The organism is Gracilibacillus pellucidus (genome assembly GCF_033949965.1).
Classification (GTDB): Bacteria; Bacillota; Bacilli; order Bacillales; family Amphibacillaceae; genus Gracilibacillus; species Gracilibacillus pellucidus.
Genome location: NZ_JAWZSR010000008.1, coordinates 94,683 through 119,175, shown reverse-complemented (window position 1 = coordinate 119,175; position 24,493 = coordinate 94,683). Strand labels below are relative to the sequence as shown.

General features: G+C 35.0%; 23 protein-coding genes and 2 pseudogenes. 5 read left to right on the top strand and 20 right to left on the bottom strand.

Annotated features, from left to right (window positions below; genetic code table 11):
* The first annotated feature begins 76 nt into the window (after positions 1–76).
* Positions 77–262 (top strand): hypothetical protein, encoded by a 186-nt coding sequence (locus SH601_RS13640; protein ID WP_319958886.1) that lies wholly within the window; start codon positions 77–79, stop codon positions 260–262.
* A 307-nt stretch (positions 263–569) separates the two neighbouring features.
* Here SH601_RS13640 and SH601_RS13635 read toward each other — a convergent pair whose 3' ends face one another.
* The 4 genes from SH601_RS13635 to SH601_RS13620 form a co-directional block, all read right to left on the bottom strand.
* On the bottom strand, positions 570–890 hold the full coding sequence (locus SH601_RS13635; RefSeq protein WP_319958885.1) for a hypothetical protein: 321 nt from the start codon (positions 888–890) through the stop codon (positions 570–572).
* 197 nt (positions 891–1,087) lie between these two features.
* Entirely contained in the window at positions 1,088–1,309 is a 222-nt protein-coding gene (locus SH601_RS13630) for a helix-turn-helix domain-containing protein (protein ID WP_319958941.1), read from the bottom strand.
* Between the two features lie 10 nt (positions 1,310–1,319).
* Positions 1,320–1,796 carry a DUF2975 domain-containing protein gene (locus tag SH601_RS13625; protein ID WP_319958884.1) on the bottom strand — a complete coding sequence of 159 codons (477 nt, stop codon included), beginning with the start codon at positions 1,794–1,796 and terminating at the stop codon, positions 1,320–1,322.
* 693 nt (positions 1,797–2,489) lie between these two features.
* Positions 2,490–3,716 (bottom strand): MFS transporter, encoded by a 1,227-nt coding sequence (locus SH601_RS13620; protein WP_319958883.1) that lies wholly within the window; start codon positions 3,714–3,716, stop codon positions 2,490–2,492.
* A gap of 675 nt (positions 3,717–4,391) precedes the next feature.
* Here SH601_RS13620 and SH601_RS13615 point away from each other — a divergent pair.
* The 3 genes from SH601_RS13615 to SH601_RS13605 all read left to right on the top strand — a co-directional run bounded on the left by SH601_RS13615 (position 4,392) and on the right by SH601_RS13605 (position 6,563).
* On the top strand, positions 4,392–4,760 hold the full coding sequence (locus tag SH601_RS13615) for a hypothetical protein (RefSeq protein ID WP_319958882.1): 369 nt from the start codon (positions 4,392–4,394) through the stop codon (positions 4,758–4,760).
* Positions 4,761–4,814: 54 nt separating this feature from the next.
* Positions 4,815–5,063, top strand: coding sequence for a hypothetical protein (locus SH601_RS13610; protein ID WP_319958881.1), 249 nt, complete (start codon positions 4,815–4,817; stop codon positions 5,061–5,063).
* A gap of 1,116 nt (positions 5,064–6,179) precedes the next feature.
* Positions 6,180–6,563 carry a VOC family protein gene (locus SH601_RS13605; protein WP_319958880.1) on the top strand — a complete coding sequence of 128 codons (384 nt, stop codon included), beginning with the start codon at positions 6,180–6,182 and terminating at the stop codon, positions 6,561–6,563.
* Positions 6,564–6,722: 159 nt separating this feature from the next.
* Here SH601_RS13605 and SH601_RS13600 read toward each other — a convergent pair whose 3' ends face one another.
* Complete coding sequence (locus SH601_RS13600; protein ID WP_319958879.1) at positions 6,723–7,133, bottom strand: hypothetical protein; 411 nt, start codon at positions 7,131–7,133, stop codon at positions 6,723–6,725.
* An 18-nt stretch (positions 7,134–7,151) separates the two neighbouring features.
* On the opposite strand from SH601_RS13600, the pseudogene SH601_RS13595 reads away from it, so the two are divergent.
* Positions 7,152–7,604: pseudogene (locus SH601_RS13595) on the top strand (site-specific integrase); the annotation flags it as partial.
* A gap of 109 nt (positions 7,605–7,713) precedes the next feature.
* Here the strand turns inward: SH601_RS13595 and glnA are convergent.
* The 15 genes and pseudogenes from glnA to SH601_RS13515 form a co-directional block, all read right to left on the bottom strand.
* Complete coding sequence (gene glnA, locus SH601_RS13590) at positions 7,714–9,045, bottom strand: type I glutamate--ammonia ligase (RefSeq protein ID WP_319958878.1); 1,332 nt, start codon at positions 9,043–9,045, stop codon at positions 7,714–7,716.
* Positions 9,046–9,068: 23 nt separating this feature from the next.
* The gene (locus tag SH601_RS13585) at positions 9,069–9,464 is read right to left on the bottom strand and encodes a MerR family transcriptional regulator (RefSeq protein ID WP_319958877.1); all 396 of its coding nucleotides are present in this window, start codon (positions 9,462–9,464) and stop codon (positions 9,069–9,071) included.
* A 92-nt stretch (positions 9,465–9,556) separates the two neighbouring features.
* Positions 9,557–10,777 carry a methionine gamma-lyase family protein gene (locus tag SH601_RS13580; RefSeq protein ID WP_319958876.1) on the bottom strand — a complete coding sequence of 407 codons (1,221 nt, stop codon included), beginning with the start codon at positions 10,775–10,777 and terminating at the stop codon, positions 9,557–9,559.
* The gene (hflX, locus tag SH601_RS13575; RefSeq protein WP_413775132.1) at positions 10,749–12,023 is read right to left on the bottom strand and encodes a GTPase HflX; all 1,275 of its coding nucleotides are present in this window, start codon (positions 12,021–12,023) and stop codon (positions 10,749–10,751) included. The genes SH601_RS13580 and hflX overlap by 29 nt, the downstream gene beginning before the upstream one ends.
* Positions 12,024–12,114: 91 nt before the next feature.
* On the bottom strand, positions 12,115–12,339 hold the full coding sequence (gene hfq / locus SH601_RS13570; protein ID WP_319958874.1) for an RNA chaperone Hfq: 225 nt from the start codon (positions 12,337–12,339) through the stop codon (positions 12,115–12,117).
* 37 nt (positions 12,340–12,376) lie between these two features.
* Entirely contained in the window at positions 12,377–13,312 is a 936-nt protein-coding gene (miaA, locus tag SH601_RS13565; protein WP_319958873.1) for a tRNA (adenosine(37)-N6)-dimethylallyltransferase MiaA, read from the bottom strand.
* 67 nt (positions 13,313–13,379) lie between these two features.
* Positions 13,380–15,230 (bottom strand): DNA mismatch repair endonuclease MutL, encoded by a 1,851-nt coding sequence (mutL, locus tag SH601_RS13560; RefSeq protein ID WP_319958872.1) that lies wholly within the window; start codon positions 15,228–15,230, stop codon positions 13,380–13,382.
* A gap of 3 nt (positions 15,231–15,233) precedes the next feature.
* Complete coding sequence (gene mutS, locus SH601_RS13555; RefSeq protein WP_319958871.1) at positions 15,234–17,837, bottom strand: DNA mismatch repair protein MutS; 2,604 nt, start codon at positions 17,835–17,837, stop codon at positions 15,234–15,236.
* A gap of 223 nt (positions 17,838–18,060) precedes the next feature.
* Positions 18,061–18,624, bottom strand: coding sequence for an outer spore coat protein CotE (locus SH601_RS13550; RefSeq protein ID WP_319958870.1), 564 nt, complete (start codon positions 18,622–18,624; stop codon positions 18,061–18,063).
* 276 nt (positions 18,625–18,900) lie between these two features.
* Positions 18,901–19,736: pseudogene (locus SH601_RS17655) on the bottom strand (RNA-guided endonuclease TnpB family protein); the annotation flags it as partial.
* A gap of 125 nt (positions 19,737–19,861) precedes the next feature.
* Complete coding sequence (locus SH601_RS13535; RefSeq protein ID WP_319958868.1) at positions 19,862–20,281, bottom strand: YlbF/YmcA family competence regulator; 420 nt, start codon at positions 20,279–20,281, stop codon at positions 19,862–19,864.
* The gene (gene miaB, locus SH601_RS13530; RefSeq protein WP_319958939.1) at positions 20,282–21,859 is read right to left on the bottom strand and encodes a tRNA (N6-isopentenyl adenosine(37)-C2)-methylthiotransferase MiaB; all 1,578 of its coding nucleotides are present in this window, start codon (positions 21,857–21,859) and stop codon (positions 20,282–20,284) included. It abuts the gene before it with no gap.
* A 100-nt stretch (positions 21,860–21,959) separates the two neighbouring features.
* Entirely contained in the window at positions 21,960–22,883 is a 924-nt protein-coding gene (locus SH601_RS13525; protein WP_319958867.1) for a dipeptidase, read from the bottom strand.
* Positions 22,884–23,040: 157 nt separating this feature from the next.
* Entirely contained in the window at positions 23,041–23,301 is a 261-nt protein-coding gene (locus SH601_RS13520) for a stage V sporulation protein S (protein ID WP_319958866.1), read from the bottom strand.
* A 288-nt stretch (positions 23,302–23,589) separates the two neighbouring features.
* Positions 23,590–24,387 carry a TIGR00282 family metallophosphoesterase gene (locus tag SH601_RS13515; protein WP_319958865.1) on the bottom strand — a complete coding sequence of 266 codons (798 nt, stop codon included), beginning with the start codon at positions 24,385–24,387 and terminating at the stop codon, positions 23,590–23,592.
* Positions 24,388–24,493 lie beyond the last annotated feature (106 nt).

Genomic DNA, 24,493 nt, shown 5'->3' with positions numbered 1-24,493 from the left:
GAGGATAAATGAAATATGTGATAAAATGGAAATGTCATACATATTATTTGTGATGCTTTAGAATGGAGGTGTACGAATGAATAACAAGTTGGCACTTTGTTACATATTAATATTAATTGGAGCTATAGGATTATTAAGAATGGTATTGGGCTTCACTGACTTCTCATTTGTAAAAACCATTTTATTTGTAAGTGGAATCATTTTACTTTTTGTTGCAACACAAAAACAAAAGACACAACCGCAATATGTACCATCTATATAAAAATCAGTGGGAGTTTTTTTACGGACTCATGTATCATGATAGAACTATTAGGATGCATGTTAGCTATTTTTAAATGAAGCTCTGTTAAAGTTTACTGTTGATATTCGTTATGAAAATGGAACCTCCATAATTTGGAGATTCCATTTTTAATAGTTATTTGTTAATCGAACACTTCGTTAATACGATAATAAAATATAAATGCTATTCTTCTGTGATTAACAGTTTTCTTAATTCTAGTGTAGCATCTGGTGATACGAAATAGGCATTATGTTCATGCCCAACATACATCAATACACTGATTTCACCTTTATCTATCTCCCAATATCAAATGTAATAAGTGTGTATCTCCGTTTTCATAATTAACTAATATATCATAATCAGGTTTGTCCTCATTAATTTTTGCATCTTCTAATTTTGCACTTTTCATAATTTCTTCGAAGGCTGAAGTTATTTCTAAATTACTAAAGGAAGAGAAAAAATTCTCATCTATTCCACCATACCCTCCAGATTTTGAAATGGAAATTTCAGTTATGGTATCTAATAATGTCATTCGTTCTTTTGGAGATTGGCAACTAACGAGAGTAATAGCTCCACATACTAATAAAGCCAACATGATAAGCCTTTTCAACAGACGTTTCCCCCTCAATTATTTACTACAAGTTTATTTTAGCAAATATTTATTGATTAGTTTGAATCTTTTCTCATTGTATTAGTATTGTTTAAGTGTCTTTCTTCGATTTCAAATAAAAATAAAATAGGCTGAATAATAAATAATGTTAATATCTTGAATATAACGTATTATATATTCTTAAATTTTGCAGATGCTTAACCTATTATTTCTTCTTCATCTATGTGTTCTAGAATATCGCCTGGTTGGCAATCCAACGCTTTACAAATCGCATCCAAGGTTGATAATCGAATCGCTTTTGCCTTCCCATTTTTCAGTACTGAAAGATTTGCCATCGTTATACCAACTTTATTTGATAGTTCCGTTACGCTCATTTTCCTTTTTGCGAGTATTACATCAATATGAATTCTAATTGCTATCGTTATCACCTCATACTGTTAAATCATTTTCCGTTTTTATATCAATTGCTTCTTGTAATAGTCGCTGTAAAACAGCAGCAAACACAGCGATTATCATTGAAGCAAAGATAGGAACCATTCCTACTATAATAAGGCCTGGAGCATCATCTTTCTCTGCGACAAGGTAAACAAATGGAAGGATAACAACATATAAGCTACTTATTGTAATAGCACAATATTTTATCTTTTTTAGCGCCTTAACAGACATTTGTGAAAAAGCTTTGTTTTTATCAATATAACTCAAAAGTTTAAAAGCACAAAACAACGCTAAGTAAAACGGAACCACTGATAGATACATCCCTATTAACACAGGGTATAAAATATAAGCATATTCTGGATTTACTGGATTATTAGCTATTTGAACTAGTCCAAATAGGCATAGAGCTAGGACTGGTAACCCAATAAATAGTACAGCTACCTTCAAAAAAAGTGTAGAACCATGTTTCATAAAAACACCTCTCTTAATCATTCTTCAGTTGAATTATAGCATATTTTTATCGTTTTACAATAAAAAAATATCGTTTTTAGGTTTTTATTTTAACAACAACTATGTAAGTATATGAAGAAACAACATATTATCAATACCTTTTTACAAAAAGGTTTGGGATAATCTTCCTCTTTCACTGTTAACATGTTTTTAGCGATATGGAAATGGAAGTCGAATTATAAAATGTGCACTCTTTTTTTCATTTTATAGGGATACTGCGAACAAAGCACGAGTCTTATAAATAAGCAAATTTTTGCTCTCGATTGTGTCCGAATATAAAAAATAATAAAAATGAAAGAATTAAATGGACATGGACATATTGGGTTTATTGTATTGCTATTCAACTCTTCTGTTTCGCTAGTTTACCCCAATAATTAATTAGGAATATATTACCAGTTGTATCTTTTAGCTGCACACTGACTTTTCCTATTAAATCCTGGGAAGGCTGTGGCTTTAGACCGTATTCTTGCAACTATGATTGATTCGACTTTCCTTCACTTTCCCTTAACTTATCGTAAAATAAAAAATAGTCATAACCCTATATATAGGCTTATGACTACATTTCTCTTGTTGCTTATGAAACATTATTTATAATCTTATTTGAAGATTTTGTCTGATTTTTTTTATATACTCAATCTATTTCATTATTAGTGGTCACAACTTTTCTTGAATAAATGGCTTTATAAACATAAGCACAGTTAAAATGGTAAAGCTTACAACAATATATAAGATAAAAGATAAAGAGTATTTATCAATTATAAAACCTAATAATACGACGCCAATTAAATATGAGGAATCGATAATAGGCATAGTCAAACTATTAAAAATACCTTGTTTTTCTTTTGATATTTTTTTTTGGAGAAGTGTAAAATATGTCACAAAAGCCAAGGTTTCAAAAATGGCTGCTATTATTAGAACACATGTAACAAGCACCAGGTTATGGTCTATGTTGATTAATAAGAGCGTTAATCCTTCAGCAATACTAACTAGAGCATATATCTTAGCCAAAGTTAGTTTCTTTTGTAGTCGTGATATTATTACTTGGCTAAAGATTGCACCTATTAAAGCACCGAAACCTTGAGATGCTAATAGAAAGGAATATATTTGTTCTGAATCTCCTAATATATCTGCTAATGAAAATAAATAGATTTTTAAAGCACCCAAAGTAATTGTATATCCAACAGCAGTTACAAATAACCCCATAAGTAATTTCTCATGTATCAAAAAGCTTTTACTAGCTTTATATAATGTTAATAATCTAACTTTAAAATCAGACTTCTCACTTTTGTTACTTTTATTAATATTTCCTTTATCCCTCGATAAAGGAATTGTACAGAGAGCAATTATAGAAGGAATACATAGTAATGATGAAACAAGAAATGACATCTCTACACTTGATAATAAAACTAATAGCCCAGCAAGTAATGGACCAAGAATCTTAGATAGTCTTTGAATACCAATAATTATTGAGTTTCCAGCAACTTCTAGACCGATCGGTATAACATAAGCTCTTAAAGTTAAAGAACTGGGTGAAGCTATGGCTTGCCCTATTCCTAGAGCAAATATTAACAATTGAATATGAATTGAATTTGAAGCGAAAGATAATAAAGCTAGAATAGCAGAGTAAAAAAACATTACAGATATATACATTTTATGAGGTCCCCATTTACTAATTAAAAATGCGGTAATAGGACCTAATAAAATGCTCGGTAACCACTGCAGACCTATACTAAATGCAAACTCTTGCCCAATTCCAAAATGTTTGTTAAGTAATATAGGGGTAAGAGTAGGAATAACCCAAATATTAACCAGAGTTATCAAATATGCATAAATATAACGCCTGAAAATCTTATTCTTTAATATTATTTTATTATCTGACAATTAAAGTCCTCCCCGAATAATTCTATAAACTACGAATTTTCGGGGAAAACACAATTAAAAAAATCATAAAATTCACCATCAGCTCTCTTAAGTGTTCTTTCTGATTACATCTCTTCAACACTTTAATTTGTTAATTATATCCACTTATATATGTTAATTGAATAATAAATTATTTATACATATTAGTCAATACATATTAGTCAATCTCAAAAATCTATTTCTTACTTTTGTTATTCTTTTGCTGAATAATTTCGATGGAGCGTCTTCTTCCGGATTTCTGGTACTTTAACAAACTTAATTCATTTGTATAATTATGTTGAAAAAACTCTTTTTCTGTAAAAAAGATTGAGACTTATCCAAAATTATACTAATGTAATTATTAATCAATTAGTATTTTATTGTCATTTCATCTGTAAATGAAGGAGTTTTTTTTTACAGAGAGGAGATATGTAATTTTTATGAAAAATTAACAATTTACTAATGGCAACAATAATTATTGCTCTATTATCCACAGTTCCTACCGAAATAATTAATGCTTCTTCATCAGAAATCAATGAAAACAGTGACTTAGAAGAAGTGCTAAATGAATTATAAAATTATAGTTCAACTTCTGAAAATGGTGAAGTCAGTTTTGATTTAGCTAAGGCTAAAGAAGATAATCAATCGGAATTTCTTTTGCTTGTTGGACAAAACTTAAATAGGGTGAGCGGTCAATTAAGCGATCAGCCTATAAATGACAACGATCAGTCCATAAGTGACAAAGTGGCTGTAACTGCTAAACTTACACTGCCTGTATGGGGGAATTGGTGCGGTCCTGGACATGGTGAAGGATCTACTAAAGATTTACTAGATAAAGCTTGTATGTATCATGATAAAGATTATGCTGAACATGGTTATTTTGATTGTAAGAGCGATGCTCTATTGATATTAAGAATACAGATTTATTATGATAGAATGGGGTTTACGGAAAAGGCAATGGCTAGAGCTGTTCAAGGTTACTTTACAGCTCAAATGACAGCAAATGGTTGCTCAAAGGAACTTTAACTTAACTCATTAGCATTTTAAATGACAATACAGCTTTGAAATGAGGGAGATAATATGAAAGGAAGCAAAAAATACAAGTTAATTTCAATACTATGTATTGTATTTTGTGTATTAATATGGGTTCCAAATGTAGTTTTTGAAGTGGCAAGCCCTTTTTGGATTGCGACTTTTGTTATTGCAACTATTGGTATAGTATTTGCGGCATTAATCAAAAATTATTTACTAATTATTGCAAATACGATTATGTTTTTTAGTTTCTTTATATTAATGGGAATAGGCAACATCATTAATGCGAATTTCTAACCTCAGTTACATATAAATAACACCAAAATACTAATTGATTAATAGAATAACACGTCTGATTTACTGTTCAATTATTCTGTAAAAAGGAGCATGATGCAAAAGTGCTCCTTTTTAATTATAAACTATATTACCTTATACAAAATCACCTTTATTCAAACGACGCTGCAACTCTTTAACCGTTGGCTAAGGCTTACTAAGCACAACATCTATAACGGTACCAAGTGCTTTTTGCAATGCCTTTATCGTTGTACTGCCCCATTTGCCATTAACTTTCAATCCATCTATAAGGAAGTACATATTAACTTTTATAAAGGAATTATTCGAAAGTGCAGGATTGAAATTAGGTAGTTAAAAGTTAGGTGATTTAATCAAACTTATGGATTGTTAGATGATTTAGGTGAACTTGATTGAATAATAATAGTAGTTATTTAATGCATGGGGCTTTTATGAAAACTACATTTAATTTAATCTTACGTTTTATTTTGGTATGCTAACAATAAATGAATTGAAGGTAGGTTACATATATTATAGCATCTAAAATTTATTTATTCTCGTACGATTCGAAACAATCAACTCAGATAGAGAGCTGTGTAAGTCAAATGCTCTCCAAATTATATGATATTAAACATATCCACGCATCCGTCTATTTAATTAAAACGGGTGATGATGTTAGCCTTTTAGAGAAATACTTATCCTCCTGTTTTGATAATAACTCTAGTTATTTTCTGGTCAATATACAGACCAACCAAACGGGTACACTAATATAACATCTTCGGATATTAATCGTTGGATGGATAATATTTAAATAGTAAAATTAAACCCGTGCTTTCCGTTCAAGTGCTTTTTTCCATATCGTACAGAATTTATGATACAATAAATTTATTGATCGTGAAAGAATGTACTTAAGCTAACTTGGGTATTACTACAACAATGGTAATGCTAATTCTTTAAATAGATGGCAGGATTATGGAAGACCGGATGTTGGGAAAATTGTTATTTTTGAAGTGTACTGATATATTCAGAACAGAATTTATGACGAATGTGTGGGGATGTTGAATGCACCTGGATTGTTACCTGATTACCATACATGGAAAATATCAAAGGAGGCCAAAAAAAATGCAAATAATTGTTACAAGTATATTCGTAGAAGACCAAGATAAGGCATTAGAATTTTATTCAGAAACGCTGGGGTTTGTAAAAAAGCATGACGTTCCCGCAGGAGAATTTAGGTGGATAACACTAGTTTCTCCCGAGGAACAAAAAGGTACCGAGCTTTCACTTGAACCGAATAACCACCCTGCCGCAAAAGAGTATCAAGAGAGGTTATTTGCTGAAGGTATCCCGGTAACAATGTTTGGGGTTGCAGATATTCACGCAGAGTACAAACGATTAATGGATAAAAGTGTGAAGTTTACTATGGAACCGACAAAAGTGGATGATGTCACAATAGCTGTCTTCGATGATACATGCGGCAACCTTATTCAGATAATGCAGCAGTAACTTCATGACTAAGTATCCTAGTTCTATCGACTCTATTACGATGTATTAAGTGCTTAAGTTTAATTGATCAATTCTTTTATTTCTAAAAGATTAAGTCCGGGTTTTCCACACCTGGGCTTTTTTAATCAAACATTATAGTAATCGAACGGATTTATCTATTTACAGCGTTCCTTTATTCAGTCGTCTTTGCAACTCTTTGATCATCAAGGAAGGCTTACTAATCATGCCGTCAACTGGAGTTCCAAGGTATTTTTGTAATGCTTTAATCGTATTCGGACCTAACAGACCATCAGCTTTGGAGCCTACTTTACGTTGTAGCTCCTTAATCACAAGAATTCCACCTTTGCCAAATGTAATACCACCAGCAATAGCTGCAGTAACACTATTTCGAGATTGGTTACTGATTACGCCATCTGCAACAGTTTCCAAAGCTTTCTGCAATGCCTTAGTTGTCGCTGTTCCCCAATAACCATCTACTTTTAGATTAGCTTTTTTGCTTTTACTTGAACTGCCACCAGATCCACTGAATTTCTTAGCCTTCCCTAGATTTATCACTTGGCCAACTTTCAACTTGGTTGGATCCACTTTTCTGATGATGAATTATTCGGTGATCCTAAGACATTCCGGTCTAAAAGAACAATCACTTTAACTAACAACACTATCAATCAATTAAAAGACCATTTAAAATGGCAAAACAAGAATAAGAATAACTTAAATGATATTTATCAGCATGATCTTAATTTGGTTTTTTGCCGAGAAGATGGCAGTTTTATGCCTAAATCTAGTTTATTTAATGCATTTAGAAGGATTTTAAAACAAGCCCGTATACCTGAATTACCTATTCACTCGTTAAGGCACACTCATGCAGTCTTATTATTAGAAGCTGGTAGTGATATGAAATACATCCAAGAAAGATTAGGTCATGGTAGCTACCAAATAACAGCAGATGTTTATTCACACATTTCTAAACGACTTGATGAAAGGTCAATGGCTAATTATGAATCTTACTTCAATCAAATTACATCTTATAATAAGAAATAAATTTTTTTGGGGTGTTTTTGGGGTGCGACTTGGGGTGAACAAAAATGACAACATTTTATCACACAAACAAAAACTCCTTAAACGCAACAGCGCCAAGGAGTTTGATAGATTAATAAGTTTGGATATATTGTTCTCTTTCCCAAGGGTGAACTTGTGTACGGAACATATCCCATTCGATTTCTTTTGATTCGATGAAGTGTTCGAATAGGTGATCACCTAGTGCTTCTACGATTACTTCATCTTTCTTCAATTCTTCTAGTGCGTCAGCTAATGTTGCTGGTAAATCTTGCACACCGTTAGCTTCGCGCTCTTCTTTATCCATAATATAGATATTACGGTCGATTGCTTCAGGAGCTTCTAATTCATTTTCGATGCCGTCTAAACCAGCAGCTAATAATACTGATAAAGCTAAGTATGGGTTAGCAGATGGGTCAACACTACGCACCTCAACACGTGTACTTAAACCACGAGAAGCTGGTACACGAATTAACGGACTACGGTTTGAACCAGACCATGCTACATAACAAGGCGCTTCATAACCAGGCACAAGACGCTTGTAAGAGTTGATTGTCGGGTTTGTTACTGCCGTAAATGACAAAGCATGTTTGATAATACCAGCGATAAACTGATAAGCCGTTTCGCTTAGTTGTAGTGTACCATTCTCATCTAAGAATGTGTTTGTCTTGTCTTTGAACAGTGACATGTTACAGTGCATACCAGAACCGTTCACACCGAATAATGGTTTTGGCATGAATGTTGCATGTAGACCGTGTTGACGAGCAATTGTTTTTACTACTAATTTAAATGTTTGAATATCGTCTGCGTGTTTAATCGCATTAGAATATTTAAAGTCAATTTCATGTTGACCAGGTGCAACTTCGTGGTGAGAAGCTTCAATTTCAAATCCCATTTCTTCTAACTCAAGGACGATATCACGACGGCAATTTTCACCTAAGTCTGTTGGTGCAAGGTCAAAATATCCACCTTTATCGTTAAGCTCTAGAGAAGGTTCCCCTTTGTCATCTAGTTTAAATAAGAAGAATTCTGGCTCTGTACCAATATTAAAGGAGGTGAATCCAAGTTCCTCTGCTTTTTTAAGGTTACGTTTCAAGTTATAGCGTGGGCATCCTTCAAATGGAGTACCGTCTGTATTGTAAATATCACAAATAAAACGTGCCACTTTTCCTTTTTCAGAAGTCCATGGGAATACAACGAAAGTATCTAAGTCTGGATACAGTTTCATGTCAGACTCTTCGATACGAACAAATCCTTCAATAGAAGAACCGTCAAATACCATTTCATTGTCTAACGCTTTATCCAATTGACTTAATGGAATCTCCACATTTTTAATTGTTCCAAGTAGATCAGTGAACTGCAAGCGAATAAATTTTACATTTTCCTCTTTGATTTTTTGCTTGATTTCCTCTTTAGTAAATCCCATTGCTACACTCTCTCCTTTATTATTTAATGGAAGAATCGTGATAATTCTCCCTGTCTTAACGAAGTTTTACCTAGCTTTCCTGCACTTAGTAATTCTTTATGCAAGATCTTACGTAATTCTTTTTCAGAAATTTCCGGAGATTTTTCATTTGATGTTGCTTGAACCGTTTTCGGCATACTCTTCATTTCTAGAACTTGCTTAATTCCAGCTAAATTTAAACCTTTTTCAATTAATTCCTTAATTTCCAACAGTCGATCCACATCATTAAATGAAAACAATCGTTGGTTACCTTCCGTACGTGAAGGGTGAATCAATTGATGTTCTTCGTAATACCGAATTTGTCGTGCTGTTAATCCTGTAAGTGACTTCACTATTCCGATAGAAAACAAGGGCATCGAACGTCTATCTAAATCACTCATCTCTTTCACCCCTTCCATCTGTTTTCTATAAGTCTATTATACACTGCGGAGAATAGTTGTCAAGACATGTTAGAAAACATAACATTAGTTTTTTATTTCAATAATTCTTCAGCTGCATTTGTAACAGCAAGCTTCACATGTGTATAGGTTAGGCCGCCTTGTACAAAAGCCGTATACGGTGCTCTAATTGGACCGTCTGCTGTTAATTCTAGGCTGGCGCCTTGTATAAATGTCCCAGCTGCCATAATAACATCATCTGCATATCCAGGCATCGGCGCTGGATACGGTAGTACGTGAGAGTTAATTGGTGATTGTCTTTGAATCGCCTGACAAAATGCCACCATTTGTTCTGCTGTATTGAAAGTAACAGTTTGAATTAAGTCTGTTCGATGTGCGTCATATGCTGGTGATGTAGTGAAGTTTAATTTTTGTAAGTATGCAGATGTAAATACCGCTCCTTTTAGCGCTTCACTAACAACGTGCGGAGCTAAAAATAATCCTTGGTACATCTCTTGAAGCATACCAATACTTGCCCCAACTTCCTTCCCAATTCCAGGGGCTGTTAATCGATTGGCAGCCATCTCTACATATTCTTCTTTACCAACGATATATCCGCCCATTCTGGCAATACCTCCACCAGGGTTCTTAATAAGCGAGCCTGCCATCAAATCTGCACCTAACTCAGTTGGTTCTGTTATTTCTACAAATTCACCATAACAGTTATCAACGAAAATAATTACGTCTTTCTTTATTTGACGAATAAATGTAATGATCTCATTCATTTCCTTCATGGTGATAGACGGACGGTCATCATATCCTTTTGAACGTTGGATAGCTACTACTTTTGTTTTATCATTCATCATTTCTTTCACTTGTTTTCGATCAATTACTCCATTATCAAGCTCTGTATAAGCAAAGTTAATACCAAAATCCACCAAGGAACCCGGGACATGTTTCTCGTGACCAATAACTTTATTCAAAGTGTCATACGGCTTACCTGTAACATAAAGCAATTGGTCGCCAGGTCGGAGAACACCAAAAAGTGCAGTGCTAATCGCATGTGTGCCAGAAGTGATTTGTGGACGAACTAGACCATCTTCCGCACCAAAAATGGATGCATATACAGCTTCTAGCTTGTCTCTCCCATAATCATCGTATCCATATCCAGTTGTCGGATTAAAATCACTATCACTGACTTGATGTTCACGAAATGCTCGTAATACTTTCTCTTGATTTTGTAATTCTATTTCTCGTATTTGCTGAAAAACAGGTTCTATTTGTTTCTCAACTTCTGTTATGATTGCTTGATTCATCGTGTTGAAACTCCTTTATTTCTTTCATAATTGCATGAGTTGGATCCACAAATCCGTTCACATAGTAGCCATGATCTACTTCAGAATAATCTTGCTTCTCGATTATTGTATGTTGCTTTAATTTCGCAAGTTTTGTTGCATTACGTTCTGGTACAAAGCCAGCATAATATTCCCAACTATCCTTCATTACCTTTTCTACTTCTGTTTTCACTGTCCGTTGGTCTGCACCATCTAAGGCACTAATGATAAAATACGGATGCGACATTGGGACGAAATCTTCAACATTAACTAAGTCCTTCTTATTATATAAAGTAATAATCGGAATATCATCTGCTTCTAATTCAGATAAAAGTTGATACACAGTATTTTCATGCTCTTCACGGTCTGGCGCAGAGCTATCAATGACATGAAGAATCAAATCCGCTTCACGTACTTCCTCCAAAGTTGAACGGAAAGCTGCAATCAATGCAGTCGGTAAGTCTTGAATAAATCCTACCGTATCAGTCAATAACACTTCAACATTAGAAGGTAGCTTCATCCTCCTTGACAAAGGATCAAGTGTTGCAAATAATTTATCTTCATAAAGAGAATCACTTTTGGTCAGGTTATTGAACAATGTCGATTTCCCAGCATTCGTATAGCCAACAACCGCAACTTGAAATAGTCGATTTTTACGACGATTGCCACGGTATTGTTCTCGTTGATTAACCACTTGCTTTAATCGACGTTTGATATCATCCATCCTATTCTGAATATGACGTCGATCTGTCTCTAGTTTCGTTTCACCTGGGCCTCTTGTTCCAATTCCACCACCAAGCCTTGACAGTTCTGTACCTTGACCATGTAATCTCGGTAACATATATGTATACTGAGCAAGCTCTACTTGTAGTTTCCCTTCCTTCGTACGCGCCCTTGAAGCAAAAATATCTAAAATTAATTGACTTCTATCAATGACATGAACTTCTAATTGTTCGAGAAGATTTCTTGATTGTCCACCTGATAACTCCTCATTGGTAATGACCACATCAATCTCTTTCTCATCAATGATCTCTTTAATTTCAGCAAGTTTCCCTTCTCCAACATAATACTTGCGGTGAGGTGATGGTCTTTTTTGGACGATCGTTTCAACAACTTCTCCCTCTGCAGTATCCACTAATGCCTTCAGTTCATTTAATGAATAATAAAATCGTTCTTCATTCTTTTCGTCATGAAGAATCGCGATTAATAATACTTTCTCGATGTCAATCACCTACTATTTTTCTTATTATTGTTACAAATCTTATTCTTTTCATGCATAGAAAAGGCGCTACCTAACGTATAGCGCCATCCATACTTCATTATTCCTTATCAATGTTAATATTTTTCGCTGGAGCAAAAGTAGATATTGCATGTTTAAATATCAATTGTTGCTTACCTTCTGTTTCAAGCAACACAGTAAAATTGTCAAAAGCTTTTACCACTCCACGTAACTGGAATCCATTTGTAAGAAAGACTGTTACTGCCATTCGTTCTTTGCGAAGTTGGTTTAAATACTGGTCTTGAATATTGACTGTTTGAGACATAGGTAGAACCTCCTCTTATTTCTCTATATTTTATATTCTATGTTTCTTTATAGAATCCTTCTAAATCTGCTAAAATATTTTGAAAAACCTGATCTTTCGTTTCTACCGTAATAGGATACCATTCTACAGGCATCTTATTTTTAAACCATGTATATTGTCTTTTAGCGAATCTACGTGAATTTCGCTTTAATATATCGATCGCTTCATCCAATGATACATCCCCTTTTAAATAGGGAATAATCTCTTTATAACCAATTCCCCTCATCGATTGACAGTTTTCTAAGCCTTTCTCATAAAAGTGTTTCACTTCCTCAATCAGTCCATCTTCCACCATTTGATCTACTCGTTCATTAATTCGATCATATAATAGAGCACGCTCCATCTCTAAGCCGATTATTCGAACATCATAGAGAGCTTCTTTCACTTGGTTTTGTTGATGTTCTGTCATCGTTATCCCTGTTCTGTCGTAAACTTCTAATGCGCGAATCAAACGACGACGATTATTAGGATGAACTTTCTCCGCCTGTACAGGATCAATTCGCTGCAAGCGCTGATACACCGAATCAATTCCTTTTTGATTGATTTCTGCTTCTATTTGCTTTTCATATAAGGAAGATCGCTCATTTTCTGCAAATTGATAATTATACAAAACAGACTGAATATACAAACCAGTACCACCAGCAATAATTGCACGTTTATCCTTCGCATAAATAGTTTCAATATTTTCCTGAACTTGTTTTTGGAAATCCGCAACAGAAAATGATGCAGAAGGATCTAAAATATCGATCATATAATGATTAATACCCTCTTTTTCTTCATCTGTAACTTTTGCCGTTCCTATATCAAGTCCTTTATATATTTGCATCGAATCGCCACTTATTACTTCCCCTTGAAACTTCTTGGCGATTTCAATTGAGAGTGCGGTTTTACCTACCGCTGTTGGTCCAACAATTATTGTTAATTTTTCTTTCAAATAATCACATCCATTGATGACAATGCTTCTTTATAGTATACATGACATTGCTAAATTCTTCATCTAATTACATAACTCTTTTAAACATTTTTTCCATTTCATATTTAGTAAATTGTATAATAATCGGTCTTCCATGTGGACATGTAAATGGTTCCTCACACTTTCTCAGGTCATCTAGTAGACGTTGCATATCTTCTACATTCAAATAGTGATTTGCTTTAATCGACCGTTTACATGACATAAGAATTGCTGCATCTTCTCTTAATTTATGAATATTCACTTGCTTGTCCTGAATTAATTGATCTACCATATCACGAACAATTTCCGTTTCCTCACCTTTCGTGAACCAATGTGGATGTGAGCGAATAATAAATGTATTCTGACCAAACGATTCAAAAAATAACCCAACTTTTTGCAGTTCTTCTTTATATTGATCGATATACAGTGCTTCTTGTTGTGTAAATTCAAACGTTAATGGTACTAACAAATCTTGAACATGATCGTCTACTTCTCCGATTTTATCTCGGAAATATTCGTATTTAATACGTTCTTGTGCAGCATGTTGATCAATGATATAGAGTCCATCATCATTTTGCGCTAAAATGTATGTGCCATGATGTTGACCAATTGGATACATGACAGGAACACGCTCTATTTGTTCTTTCGGATCTTCAACTTGCTCTTCTATTGTCTCCAAGACATCAACAGAACCTTCTTCATTATAACCACTATCTTCGTCTGTCATACTATTTGTTACAGGCTCAGTTTCTCGAATCATTTCTATCTCTTCTTCCACAGGCTCCTCTTGTTTCAGAGGTGTAACGAGGTTATTATTTGCTTCTCGTTTGATAGTTGGCTCATATTGATCAAATTGAAACTGTGGCTGCTCAGATGTTTTTTTAACTGGTGTTTTCTTCTGTCCAGACGGAATGAGCGTCTGCTTGTGTAATGCATTCTTAACCATCTGTTCAACCGCTTCAAAAAGCTCCTTCTCTTTACTAAACCGAACTTCTAATTTAGTAGGATGAACATTAACGTCAATTAAATATGGGTCCATCTTAATATTTAGTACAACGACTGGTTGTCTACCGATGGGAAGAAACGTATGAAATCCATTAGTAATCGCTTTTGCCAGTCCAATACTCCTAATGAAACGACCATTGACAATGGTTGTGATATAGTTTCTAGAAGCTCTATTCACTTCTGGTTTCGCAATATAACCATTTATCTCATAATCAAGTGTTTCAGTTGCTACTGGGATCATCTGTTTGGCAACTGACATACCATAGACAGATGCAGCTATTTGACGTAAGTCCCCTTTACCTGTTGATTGAAAAATACGCTTGCCGTTATGGGTCAATTCAAAGCGGATAGCTGGGTGTGAAAAAGCCATACGATTAATGATATCAGTAATATGACCAAGTTCGGTATGAACGGTTTTCAAATACTTTAGGCGAGCAGGCGTATTAAAGAAAATGTCTTGGACAGTAATTTCTGTCCCTTGTCTTGCATCACTTCTACCTTCTTCTTTAATATGACCGCCTTCGAGAACCATTCGTGTACCTGCTTCTTTACCTGTAGATGTTTTGATTTCTAATCGGCTGACTGCTGCAATACTTGCTAGAGCTTCTCCACGAAACCCTAGCGTATTAACATGAAATAGATCATTTTCATTTTTGATTTTACTTGTAGCATGTCTTAAGAAAGCTTTTTGGGTTTGTTCATGTTCAATACCATTACCATCATCTGTTACCTTAATTTCTTGTAGTCCAGCATCAATGATATCTACTTTAATCCAGCTACTTTCAGCGTCAACACTATTTTCTACTAACTCTTTTACAACGGAGGCTGGCCTTTCAACAACTTCACCTGCCGCAATTTTATTCGCTAAATAATCTGGAAGCTCATTGATTTGCATCTCTTATCGCCCCTTTGTTTCCTGCGCTTTCTTTTGTAATTTATACAATTCGTTCATTGCATCCATTGGTGTCATTTCTAGCAAATTAATTTTCTGTAACGACGTAACTATTTCACTATCTACTGGAGATACTTCTTCTTTTCGCTTAGGCTTCTCTGTAGCAAAGAACGAAATTTGCTCCATTGCTAGCTCATCATCTTTCGTCTTTTGAACAGGTTCAGACTTTTCCTCCGTCGTTCCTTCTAATTGTGACAAAATAATATTGGCACGTTTAATTAATGAATCTGGCAAACCAGCTAGTTGGGCTACATGTATTCCATAGCTTTCGTCAGCTGCTCCTGAGTGAATTTGGTGAAGGAAGACAACTTTTCCATCTATCTCTTCAGCACGAACATGGATATTTTTAAGTCCTTGTAGGTTTTCTTCAAGACTTGTTAATTCATGATAGTGTGTCGAGAAAACAGTTTTTGCTTTTATTTGGTCATGAATATGTTCGATAATTGCTTGTGCAAGTGCCATCCCATCATACGTACTTGTACCTCGTCCGATTTCATCAAGTAAAATAAGACTGTTCTCTGTTGCATGCTGAATCGCGTGGTTTGCTTCTAGCATTTCTACCATAAATGTACTTTGTCCTGACACAAGGTCATCAGCGGCACCAATTCTCGTAAAGATTTGATCTGTGATAGATAGTTCTGCACGTTCTGCTGGTACAAAACATCCGACTTGCGCCATAATAATTGTTAAAGCTAACTGACGCATATACGTACTCTTACCAGACATATTTGGTCCTGTAATTAATAATAAATGCTTATTTTCCGCAAGTTCAATGGTATTGGGAACAAACTGATCATCTTTCATTACCTTCTCTACAACCGGGTGTCTATTTTCTTCCAAATATATATTGTGATCATTCGTAAATGTTGGACGAACATAGTTATTTTCTTCACTTACTGTTGCAAAGCTCTGTAACACATCTATCTCACTAATTGTTTCTGCCAAACGTTGAAGATCTGGAATATAATCTTTTACTTTCTCCCTAATTTCTAAGAACAATTGATACTCTAATTCCACACTCTTATCTTGTGCCTCAAGAATGAGTGCTTCTTTTTCTTTCAATTCTGCTGTAACAAAACGTTCTGCATTTGTTAATGTTTGCTTACGTTCATAACGTCCCTCTGGAATCATTGGCAAATTAGGACGTGTTACTTCAATGTAATAACCGAAAACTTTGTTGAAACCAATTTTTAGAGATTTTATATTTGTTTCGACTTTTTCCTTCTGTTCTAATTCAGCAATCCAATGCTTCCCGTTTCTTGATGCATCTCGAAATCCGTCTAATTCTTGATTATATCCATCTTTTAACAGGTTACCTTCTGTAATTGCTATCGGTGGATCTTCTGCAATACTAACATCAAGTAATTCCAGTAAGTCTGGTAAATCGTCTATTTTCTCGACTAATTGTTTAATCGCTTTATTATCAAATTGCTTTAACGTTTCTTTTATAAAAGGAATTTTAGCTAATGATCGCTTTAATTGGATTAAGTCTCGACCATTCACATTTCCAAAAGATACTCTTCCTGACAAACGCTCCAAATCATAAATCGATTGCAGTGCTTCCCTTATTTCTTCCCTTTCAAAAAATTGTTGGTAGAATCCATTCACTAAGTCTAACCTTTTTTCGATTAAAGACTGTGTAAGCAAAGGTCTTTCTAGCCATTTCTTCAATTTACGCGCCCCCATTGCCGTAACAGTACGGTCAATGACCCATAATAAACTACCGAATTTTTCTTTTCGTAATAAAGAAGAGGTAATTTCTAAATTTCGTTGTGAATACATATCTAATGTCATATATTCAGCTAATTCAATTACCTGTGCTTTTTGGAGGTGGTCTATAGCACGCTTTTGGGTATGGAATAAGTATTGATATAATATTTTACATGTATCAGCTAAACGGCTATCGGAAATATTAGTGACAAGCCCTGCAATAAGCTCATTTTGTTCTGTTTCTTTAGCATATGAAACAGTTAACTGCATCTTCTCTTTCAATTCCTCTATATAGGCAGGTGAAAAATCTTGTTCGACTACAACCTCTTTGATTGGTCGGTTAAACAGTTCACTTAACACAGCATTCCAGCCACGATTAATTTCCATCACAAATGTCTCACCTGTAGACATATCCGTATAAGCAAAAGCAAATTTCTGTTTACCTGTTTCTGTCACAACTGCAAGGTAATTATTCTCTTTATCATCTAGCATATTACCTTCCATTACTGTACCTGGTGTAATAAGCTGAACCACTTCCCGCCTCACAACACCTTTCGTTGCTTTCGGGTCTTCTACTTGTTCACAAATCGCCACTTTATATCCTTTTTCTATTAATGCTTTGATGTAGCTCTCAGCTGAGTGAAAAGGAACACCACACATCGGAATTTTCTCTTCTCCGCCACCATCTCTACTTGTTAATGTAATTTCTAATTCTAAGGCCGCTCTCTTTGCATCCTCAAAAAACATTTCATAAAAATCGCCTAAACGAAAAAATAAAAAGCAATCTTGATAGTCTGCTTTTATCGATAAGTATTGCTGTATCATTGGCGTATAACCCATTTTTTTAATCCCCCACAACTCGTTTCCATTCTTCTATGTTTAAATTTATTGATTTTGTCTTTATATTCCTTAGATGGAGTCTATAAATAACTCGTTTGCCTCTTGTTATTATAGCACAGATTATAACCGTACAAAAACAGTGAGTGTTTGACAGCTTTCGTACCATGACTTCCCTTGTGATGCACAAAAAAATACAGTGTGAGCGTCCCCCACACTGTAAAGATTATTCTTCTTCATGGTCATCCAAGAAATCTGGATCTAATTCGTCAAATTCATCATCCGAAATAGCTAAGTCCCAATCATCGTCTGTATATACTTTACCTTTTGGATCTACTTTTACGGAAATTTTCGTTTCACCAATTACTTCTACAAGAAATTCGCGCTCCACATCTACTTTGACTTTACTACCTTTTGAAACGATACTACATTCTAAACAATTTGGTTGTTGGATTACTTTTGCAATTACTTCATTATCATGGCCAATATGTTTTTTATCACGAACCGACAATGGAATTTGATCACAATATTCTACTCTTTCTGAAACTACTTCTGTCTTCGTATTATCATTATAAGCATACCATACATTAACATCATAGCTACCGCGAACTTCTACAGTATCTTTCTTTGTTAGTTTAGCATGATATTGATGATTAATGATCCAACAACCTAGGATACTAGATGGACGATGTGTTGGTGAGATAGTATCTGTTTCTTGCTTGAACTTTCGACCTTTTCCAATAACCGCTTTCGTTATAATTTCCCTATATTCTTGGTCTAGATAAGACATCGAATTATAACCTCCCTCTTATTTCAATTTCATCATATGCGAGTTATTCGTCTATAGTGCCTACATTCTTCAAAGAGAAAATGTTAGCCATAGAGTCTACTTCATCCTATGCAAATGCCTAATAATGTGTACTTGAAATACCCCCACTTAATCTCAGGATGTTTGAAGTGGGGGATTCTCGGGAACAGAGCGTACTTGTTCGTTTATTTCTTCCCTAACAGCGGTTTCTCTTCTTTACCAAGCTATCCCCGTAGTCCCAACGGTTTGATAGGTTGTTTAAGCCGAAGTTATGATTAGTAATCCTTCGGCTAGAATATTTTTACTCGCATTGACATCTCGATCATGATGCGTATGACAAGCTGGACAAGTCCATTCCCTTATATCTAGCGACTTTTTGCCATCGTGATGTCCACAAGCAGAATATAGTTGACTGGACGTGAACCATCTACTTATTTTCACGATCGTTTTACCATACCAATTAGCTTTGTATGTTAGTTTGGATACAAAGCTCGACCATGATACGTCTGAAATGGATTTTGCTAGTTGATGGTTGCGCAACATTCCTTTTGTGTTCAAGTCTTCGATACAGATCACATCGTGGTTTTTGATGATTTCTGTGCTTAACTTGTTTAGGAAGTCGTCACGTTGATTCGTGACTTGTTCATGTAATCTCGCAACTTTGCGTTTTTGTTTTTGATAGTTTCTAAGTCGATTCTGTTGTCTTTCGCATGCTGGGCACGTCTGGATAGTTTGCGTTGCTCTCGTTTTAATTTCTTTTCCATTTTTGCGGTGAAGCGATGATTGTCTTTCTTTTGACCATCAGAAAGAATCGCAAAGTCCGTGATGCCTAAGTCGATTCCGATAGCTGTTTCTGTTTTTTCTAATGGTTGCACGTCTGTTTCTGCAAGAATAGAGATGAAATATTTTCCGCTTGGATTACGTCTGATGGTAGTATTGAGGATACACCCATGTACTTCACGGCTTTTGACAAAGCGAACAAAACCAAGTTTCGGCAATTTTATTTGGTTGTCTACAATCAAGATATTTCCGTTTGTCTGCTTCGTTGTATAGGATTGAACAAGATGTTTTTTGGACTTGAATCGAGATGATGATTCATCTCCCACCTACTCATTTCTCATTCCTTGAGGTGGGAGTCTTCTCGCTTATCGATGATAAAAAGAGCGCATAAAAGAAGCATGGTTAACATTTTTATGCTAACCATGCTTCTTCCTTCTTTTTAACAATGACTATTTCCTTTTCCTGAACCAGTTTCTCCAGATAATACATCACCATCAGTAGAGCGAATGACTTCATTGGTAATTTCTCGTGCAATGGTATTCGATACAAGTTGCAAAATATCGTTGATCACAACTTGAGATTCTTTAAATTCCTGAACTACAGGAATTGCATCGAGCTCTTCTTGAAGACGATCAATTTCTGCCTCTACTCGCTTCAATGCTTCTGTTTTACCATAAGCTTGAAAGTTTACCGCCTGTTTTTGCAATGCTTTAATCTTTTTTATGCTACTCTGTATTTTCATATTATCATTTAATTTAGCTTCCAGTTGCTTAAAGCGATCAATCTCTTCAATACTAGCCATTTTATTTGCTAATTCTTGCGCTTCTTGAATCACTTCTGCGCGTGTATATTTTGCCATTTAATTCACCTCGACTGCTGATTCAACCAATTCACCATCTAATGACCATGTTTTAGTATTCGTTATCTTCACTTCTACAATTTCACCAATGATTGATTTTGGTCCTTTAAAGTTTACTAATTTATTTCTTTCCGTGTAACCTGCTAACACATCAGGGTCTTTTTTACTTTCTCCTTCAACAAGCACTTTTACTGTTTCACCTTGATATTTCTCCATCGCTTCAGCAGATTGTTTATTCACTAAAGCATTCAAGCGTTGCAGACGTTCTTTCTTCACTTCCATCGGAATATCATCTTCCCAACGCGCAGCTGGTGTACCTTCGCGTGGTGAATAAATGAATGTATAGGCACTTTCAAATCCTACTTCTTCCATTAAGGACATCGTCTCTTCAAATTGTTCATCTGTCTCATTTGGGAAGCCTACAATAATATCTGTTGTCAATGTTGCGTTAGGCATAGCTTTACGAATTTTTTCCACTAATGCTAAATATTCTTCCCTTGTGTAACGACGTGCCATTACACGAAGAATATCTGAGCTACCAGATTGAACTGGTAAATGAATGTGGTCAAGTAAATTATCATATTTTGCTAATACTTCAATCAAGCGATCATCGAAATCTCTTGGATGTGAAGTCGTAAAGCGTACACGTGGTATATCTATTTTACTAATCTCTTCCATTAAGTCACCAAGACCATATTCAAAGTCCAGATCTTTTCCATATGCATTTACATTCTGACCTAGTAATGTTACTTCTTTATATCCTTGAGCCGCAAGGTGACGCACTTCTTGAACAATATCCTCTGGCATACGACTACGTTCTTTCCCACGAGTATAAGGCACAATACAATAGGTACAGAATTTATCACAGCCATACATAATATTTACCCATGCTTTTACTTTACCTTTACGTGCTTTTGGAAGGTTCTCGATAATGTCGCCTTCTTTAGACCAAACTTCTACAACCATTTCCTTACCGAACATCGCTTCATTAACTAATTGTGGTAAGCGGTGAATATTATGTGTACCAAAAATTAAATCAACGAATTGATGTTTTTGTAAAATTCGGTTGACGACTGATTCCTCTTGCGACATACAGCCACATACACCGATGATTAAGTCTGGATTTTCTAGTTTAAGTGGTTTTAAGTGGCCTAGTTCTCCAAACACTTTGTTTTCTGCGTTTTCACGAATAGCACAAGTATTCAACAAAATAATGTCTGCATCATTAGTATCCTCTGTTGCTTGATAACCCATCTTTGTAAGGATACCTGCCATTACTTCTGTATCATGCTCATTCATTTGACAACCATATGTACGAATTAAAAATTTCTTTCCTTTACCAACCGCTTTCATTTCTAGCGGGATATCAAAATCATAATGAATATCTACATCTTTCTTCAAGCGTTTCTTTGCTTTACGCATATTAGGTGGTTCATAAGTTGTTTGAAAATATTTTGAAATCATTTCATCGCTAGACATGTTTTTCAATCGATTTAAATTATCGTTCGCACCGGATTTTACGTCCGCTGAACTCATTTGATTAATTTGTTCACTTTCTAATCGTTGTTTCTCATTCATTGTATTCACTAAACTCCTCTCTTACCCCTAATCAACCTTAAAGATCTTACTCTTACTATTATAGGGGATAAACGGTGGAATTACAAAATGATTCTATTTATTAACTTGGAAAATGTCGGAGGAAATTAAGATAACTTATTTTTTCCCGTACAGGCTGTGAGAAGTCTTGTTCCATCTCTATCAATACATGATGATAGTCATGGACGGAAGAAAGCTCCTCTACAAATTGCGTAGCACCATCAAAATCAGAACCAAAAACTAAATGTTCTTCTGCACCAAGAGATAGAAAATAATGAATATGTAACATAACATCACGTATCATGGCAATTGGTTCTTCCGTTACAAATTCCCGCACAAAATTAACTCCTATCACTCCATCTTTTTCCACAACTTTTTTCACTTGCTCATCTGTCACATTCCGTATATGCGGACAGATAGATTGACTATTTGCGTGTGAAACAATTACATGTTCTGCAAGATCAACTGCCTCATCAAAGCCTTTTGGTGAAATATGCGCAAGATCAATCCATACATTTTCCTCGTTAGCAAGTTTAATCACTTCTCTACCAAAAGCAGTTAAACCACTTCCTCTTGGTTCTTTTAAACCATCTACAGCTAAGTTTGCTTCATTCCAGGACATACCTATCATTCTCACACCGAGCTTCAGCAATGTCCGGACTTTATACATATCATTATTAGCTGCATCTAAGCCTTCTAACGTTAACATTGCACCTTTTTCATGTGGTTTTATTGCATCTATATCTTCTTTTCGTTGAATAAACCGCACATTCGAATAAGGTTTAACCACTTTTTCATAGAATAAATCAATCATATGTATAGCGACAGCAAATTTAGCTTCTGTCGGTAAATATTCTGGAACAAATATCGCAAAACATTGGATTTTAACCGGACTTTTCATCCATTTTTGATAATTTACATCTAATGATTCATCATCAAAATCGATTTTGTCTGTCCACATTTTATATAGTGCATCACAATGACAGTCAATGATCATATGTATCATTCCTCCTTAAGCATAGTCAGATCTCAATCAATGGGAATTAGCGTTCGAAATTCTCATATTTGGAAAAAGGAAATCACGAAAGGATACACTTTAATAAAGACGAAAAACCTGCTTGTCTACTAACAAACAGGTCACAGATCTTACCTTTAATCTCCGGTTATCTAGGTTCTACGATTAACTTAATTGCTGTACGTTCCTCACTATCAATCATAATATCAGTAAAAGCTGGAATACAAATGAGATCTACTCCACTCGGAGCAACAAAACCACGTGCGATTGCAACTGCCTTCACTGCTTGATTAAGTGCACCAGCACCTATAGCTTGAATTTCGGCTGAACCACGTTCTCGTAATACATTTGCAAGTGCGCCTGCTACAGAATTCGGGTTTGATTTTGCTGAAACTTTTAATATGTCCATTCCTGGTACCTCCTTCAAATGCTATTGTTATCCCACTTTTACTATATTCATGATATTGAAAGATATTCCTTTTTATTATGAAGTAAAACACCGGAATTTTCAAATTATTCGACAATTATAAAGCGCAAAACATACATGCTGAAACCTAATGAATGGAGCGAATCAACGAGGATAAAGTGAGCTTTCAATCAGTCTTTACTACCAAAACAACAAAAACGCCCTATTTAACGTGGTAAATGGGCGTTTTCTATTAAAGTATGATTATTAATTTACATATATATTTTGCATTTAGGAAAAGAATGGGTGGTCATCATTGATTAAAATTCTCTCCATTTTTGTCGCTTTTCCTGTATTATTATCGATATCTACTATTACTCCACTCAATTGGTTTCTACCAGATTTCGATACTTCAAAACGCACAGGTAAGCCTGTTAAAAATTTCTTCAATACAGCATCACGATCTGTTCCTAAAATACCATCATATGGACCGGTCATCCCTACATCAGAAATATAAGCCGTACCATTTGGTAACACTCTATTGTCAGCGGTTTGAACATGTGTATGTGTTCCAACAACTACACTTGCCTTCCCATCAAGATACCAACCCATTGCTTGTTTTTCACTCGTTACCTCAGCATGAAAATCAAGAAAAATGATGTTTGTACGCTTCTTAGCTTCTGCAACCAATTCATCCACTTTACGAAATGGATCATCGACAGGATTCATGAACGTTCTTCCTAATATATTGATAACAGCAATCTCAATTCCATTTGATTTTACATAAACGATGTCATTACCAGGTGTACCCGGCGGTAAGTTGGCTGGTCGTACCATTAATGGAGCATCATCAATAAAATTAAAGATTTCTCTCTTATCCCATGTGTGGTTCCCCATGGTAATCGCCTGAGCACCCCACTCTAATAAGTTTTTATATATTTTTTCTGTAATACCTTTACCAGCTGCAGCATTTTCGCCATTGATAATCGTGACATGTGGCTGATACTTTGTTTTTAGTTTCGGCAAATATTCTTGCACCATATCTCTGCCCGGTGATCCAACAACATCACCAATAAATAAAATCTTCATGAACTTCTACCTCTCTTGTTTGATAACATTAGTTTCACATACATTTTTTTAAAAGTCAAAAGTGATTTACTTCTTTTCGTATCAATAAAAATAGAGAGACTATAAT

What these genes read in the sequence shown, in the direction of transcription:
- SH601_RS13640 (WP_319958886.1), top strand. Translation starts at nt 77, where the DNA reads ATGAATAACAAGTTGGCACTTTGTTACATATTAATATTAATTGGAGCT.
- SH601_RS13625 (WP_319958884.1), bottom strand. Translation starts at nt 1,796, where the DNA reads ATGAAACATGGTTCTACACTTTTTTTGAAGGTAGCTGTACTATTTATT.
- SH601_RS13610 (WP_319958881.1), top strand. Translation starts at nt 4,815, where the DNA reads ATGAAAGGAAGCAAAAAATACAAGTTAATTTCAATACTATGTATTGTA.
- SH601_RS13605 (WP_319958880.1), top strand. Translation starts at nt 6,180, where the DNA reads ATGCAAATAATTGTTACAAGTATATTCGTAGAAGACCAAGATAAGGCA.
- glnA (WP_319958878.1), bottom strand. Translation starts at nt 9,045, where the DNA reads ATGGGATTTACTAAAGAGGAAATCAAGCAAAAAATCAAAGAGGAAAAT.
- SH601_RS13585 (WP_319958877.1), bottom strand. Translation starts at nt 9,464, where the DNA reads ATGAGTGATTTAGATAGACGTTCGATGCCCTTGTTTTCTATCGGAATA.
- SH601_RS13580 (WP_319958876.1), bottom strand. Translation starts at nt 10,777, where the DNA reads ATGAATCAAGCAATCATAACAGAAGTTGAGAAACAAATAGAACCTGTT.
- hfq (WP_319958874.1), bottom strand. Translation starts at nt 12,339, where the DNA reads ATGTCTCAAACAGTCAATATTCAAGACCAGTATTTAAACCAACTTCGC.
- mutL (WP_319958872.1), bottom strand. Translation starts at nt 15,230, where the DNA reads ATGCAAATCAATGAGCTTCCAGATTATTTAGCGAATAAAATTGCGGCA.
- mutS (WP_319958871.1), bottom strand. Translation starts at nt 17,837, where the DNA reads ATGGGTTATACGCCAATGATACAGCAATACTTATCGATAAAAGCAGAC.
- SH601_RS13550 (WP_319958870.1), bottom strand. Translation starts at nt 18,624, where the DNA reads ATGTCTTATCTAGACCAAGAATATAGGGAAATTATAACGAAAGCGGTT.
- SH601_RS13535 (WP_319958868.1), bottom strand. Translation starts at nt 20,281, where the DNA reads ATGGCAAAATATACACGCGCAGAAGTGATTCAAGAAGCGCAAGAATTA.
- miaB (WP_319958939.1), bottom strand. Translation starts at nt 21,859, where the DNA reads ATGAATGAGAAACAACGATTAGAAAGTGAACAAATTAATCAAATGAGT.
- SH601_RS13525 (WP_319958867.1), bottom strand. Translation starts at nt 22,883, where the DNA reads ATGATACATATGATCATTGACTGTCATTGTGATGCACTATATAAAATG.
- SH601_RS13520 (WP_319958866.1), bottom strand. Translation starts at nt 23,301, where the DNA reads ATGGACATATTAAAAGTTTCAGCAAAATCAAACCCGAATTCTGTAGCA.
- SH601_RS13515 (WP_319958865.1), bottom strand. Translation starts at nt 24,387, where the DNA reads ATGAAGATTTTATTTATTGGTGATGTTGTTGGATCACCGGGCAGAGAT.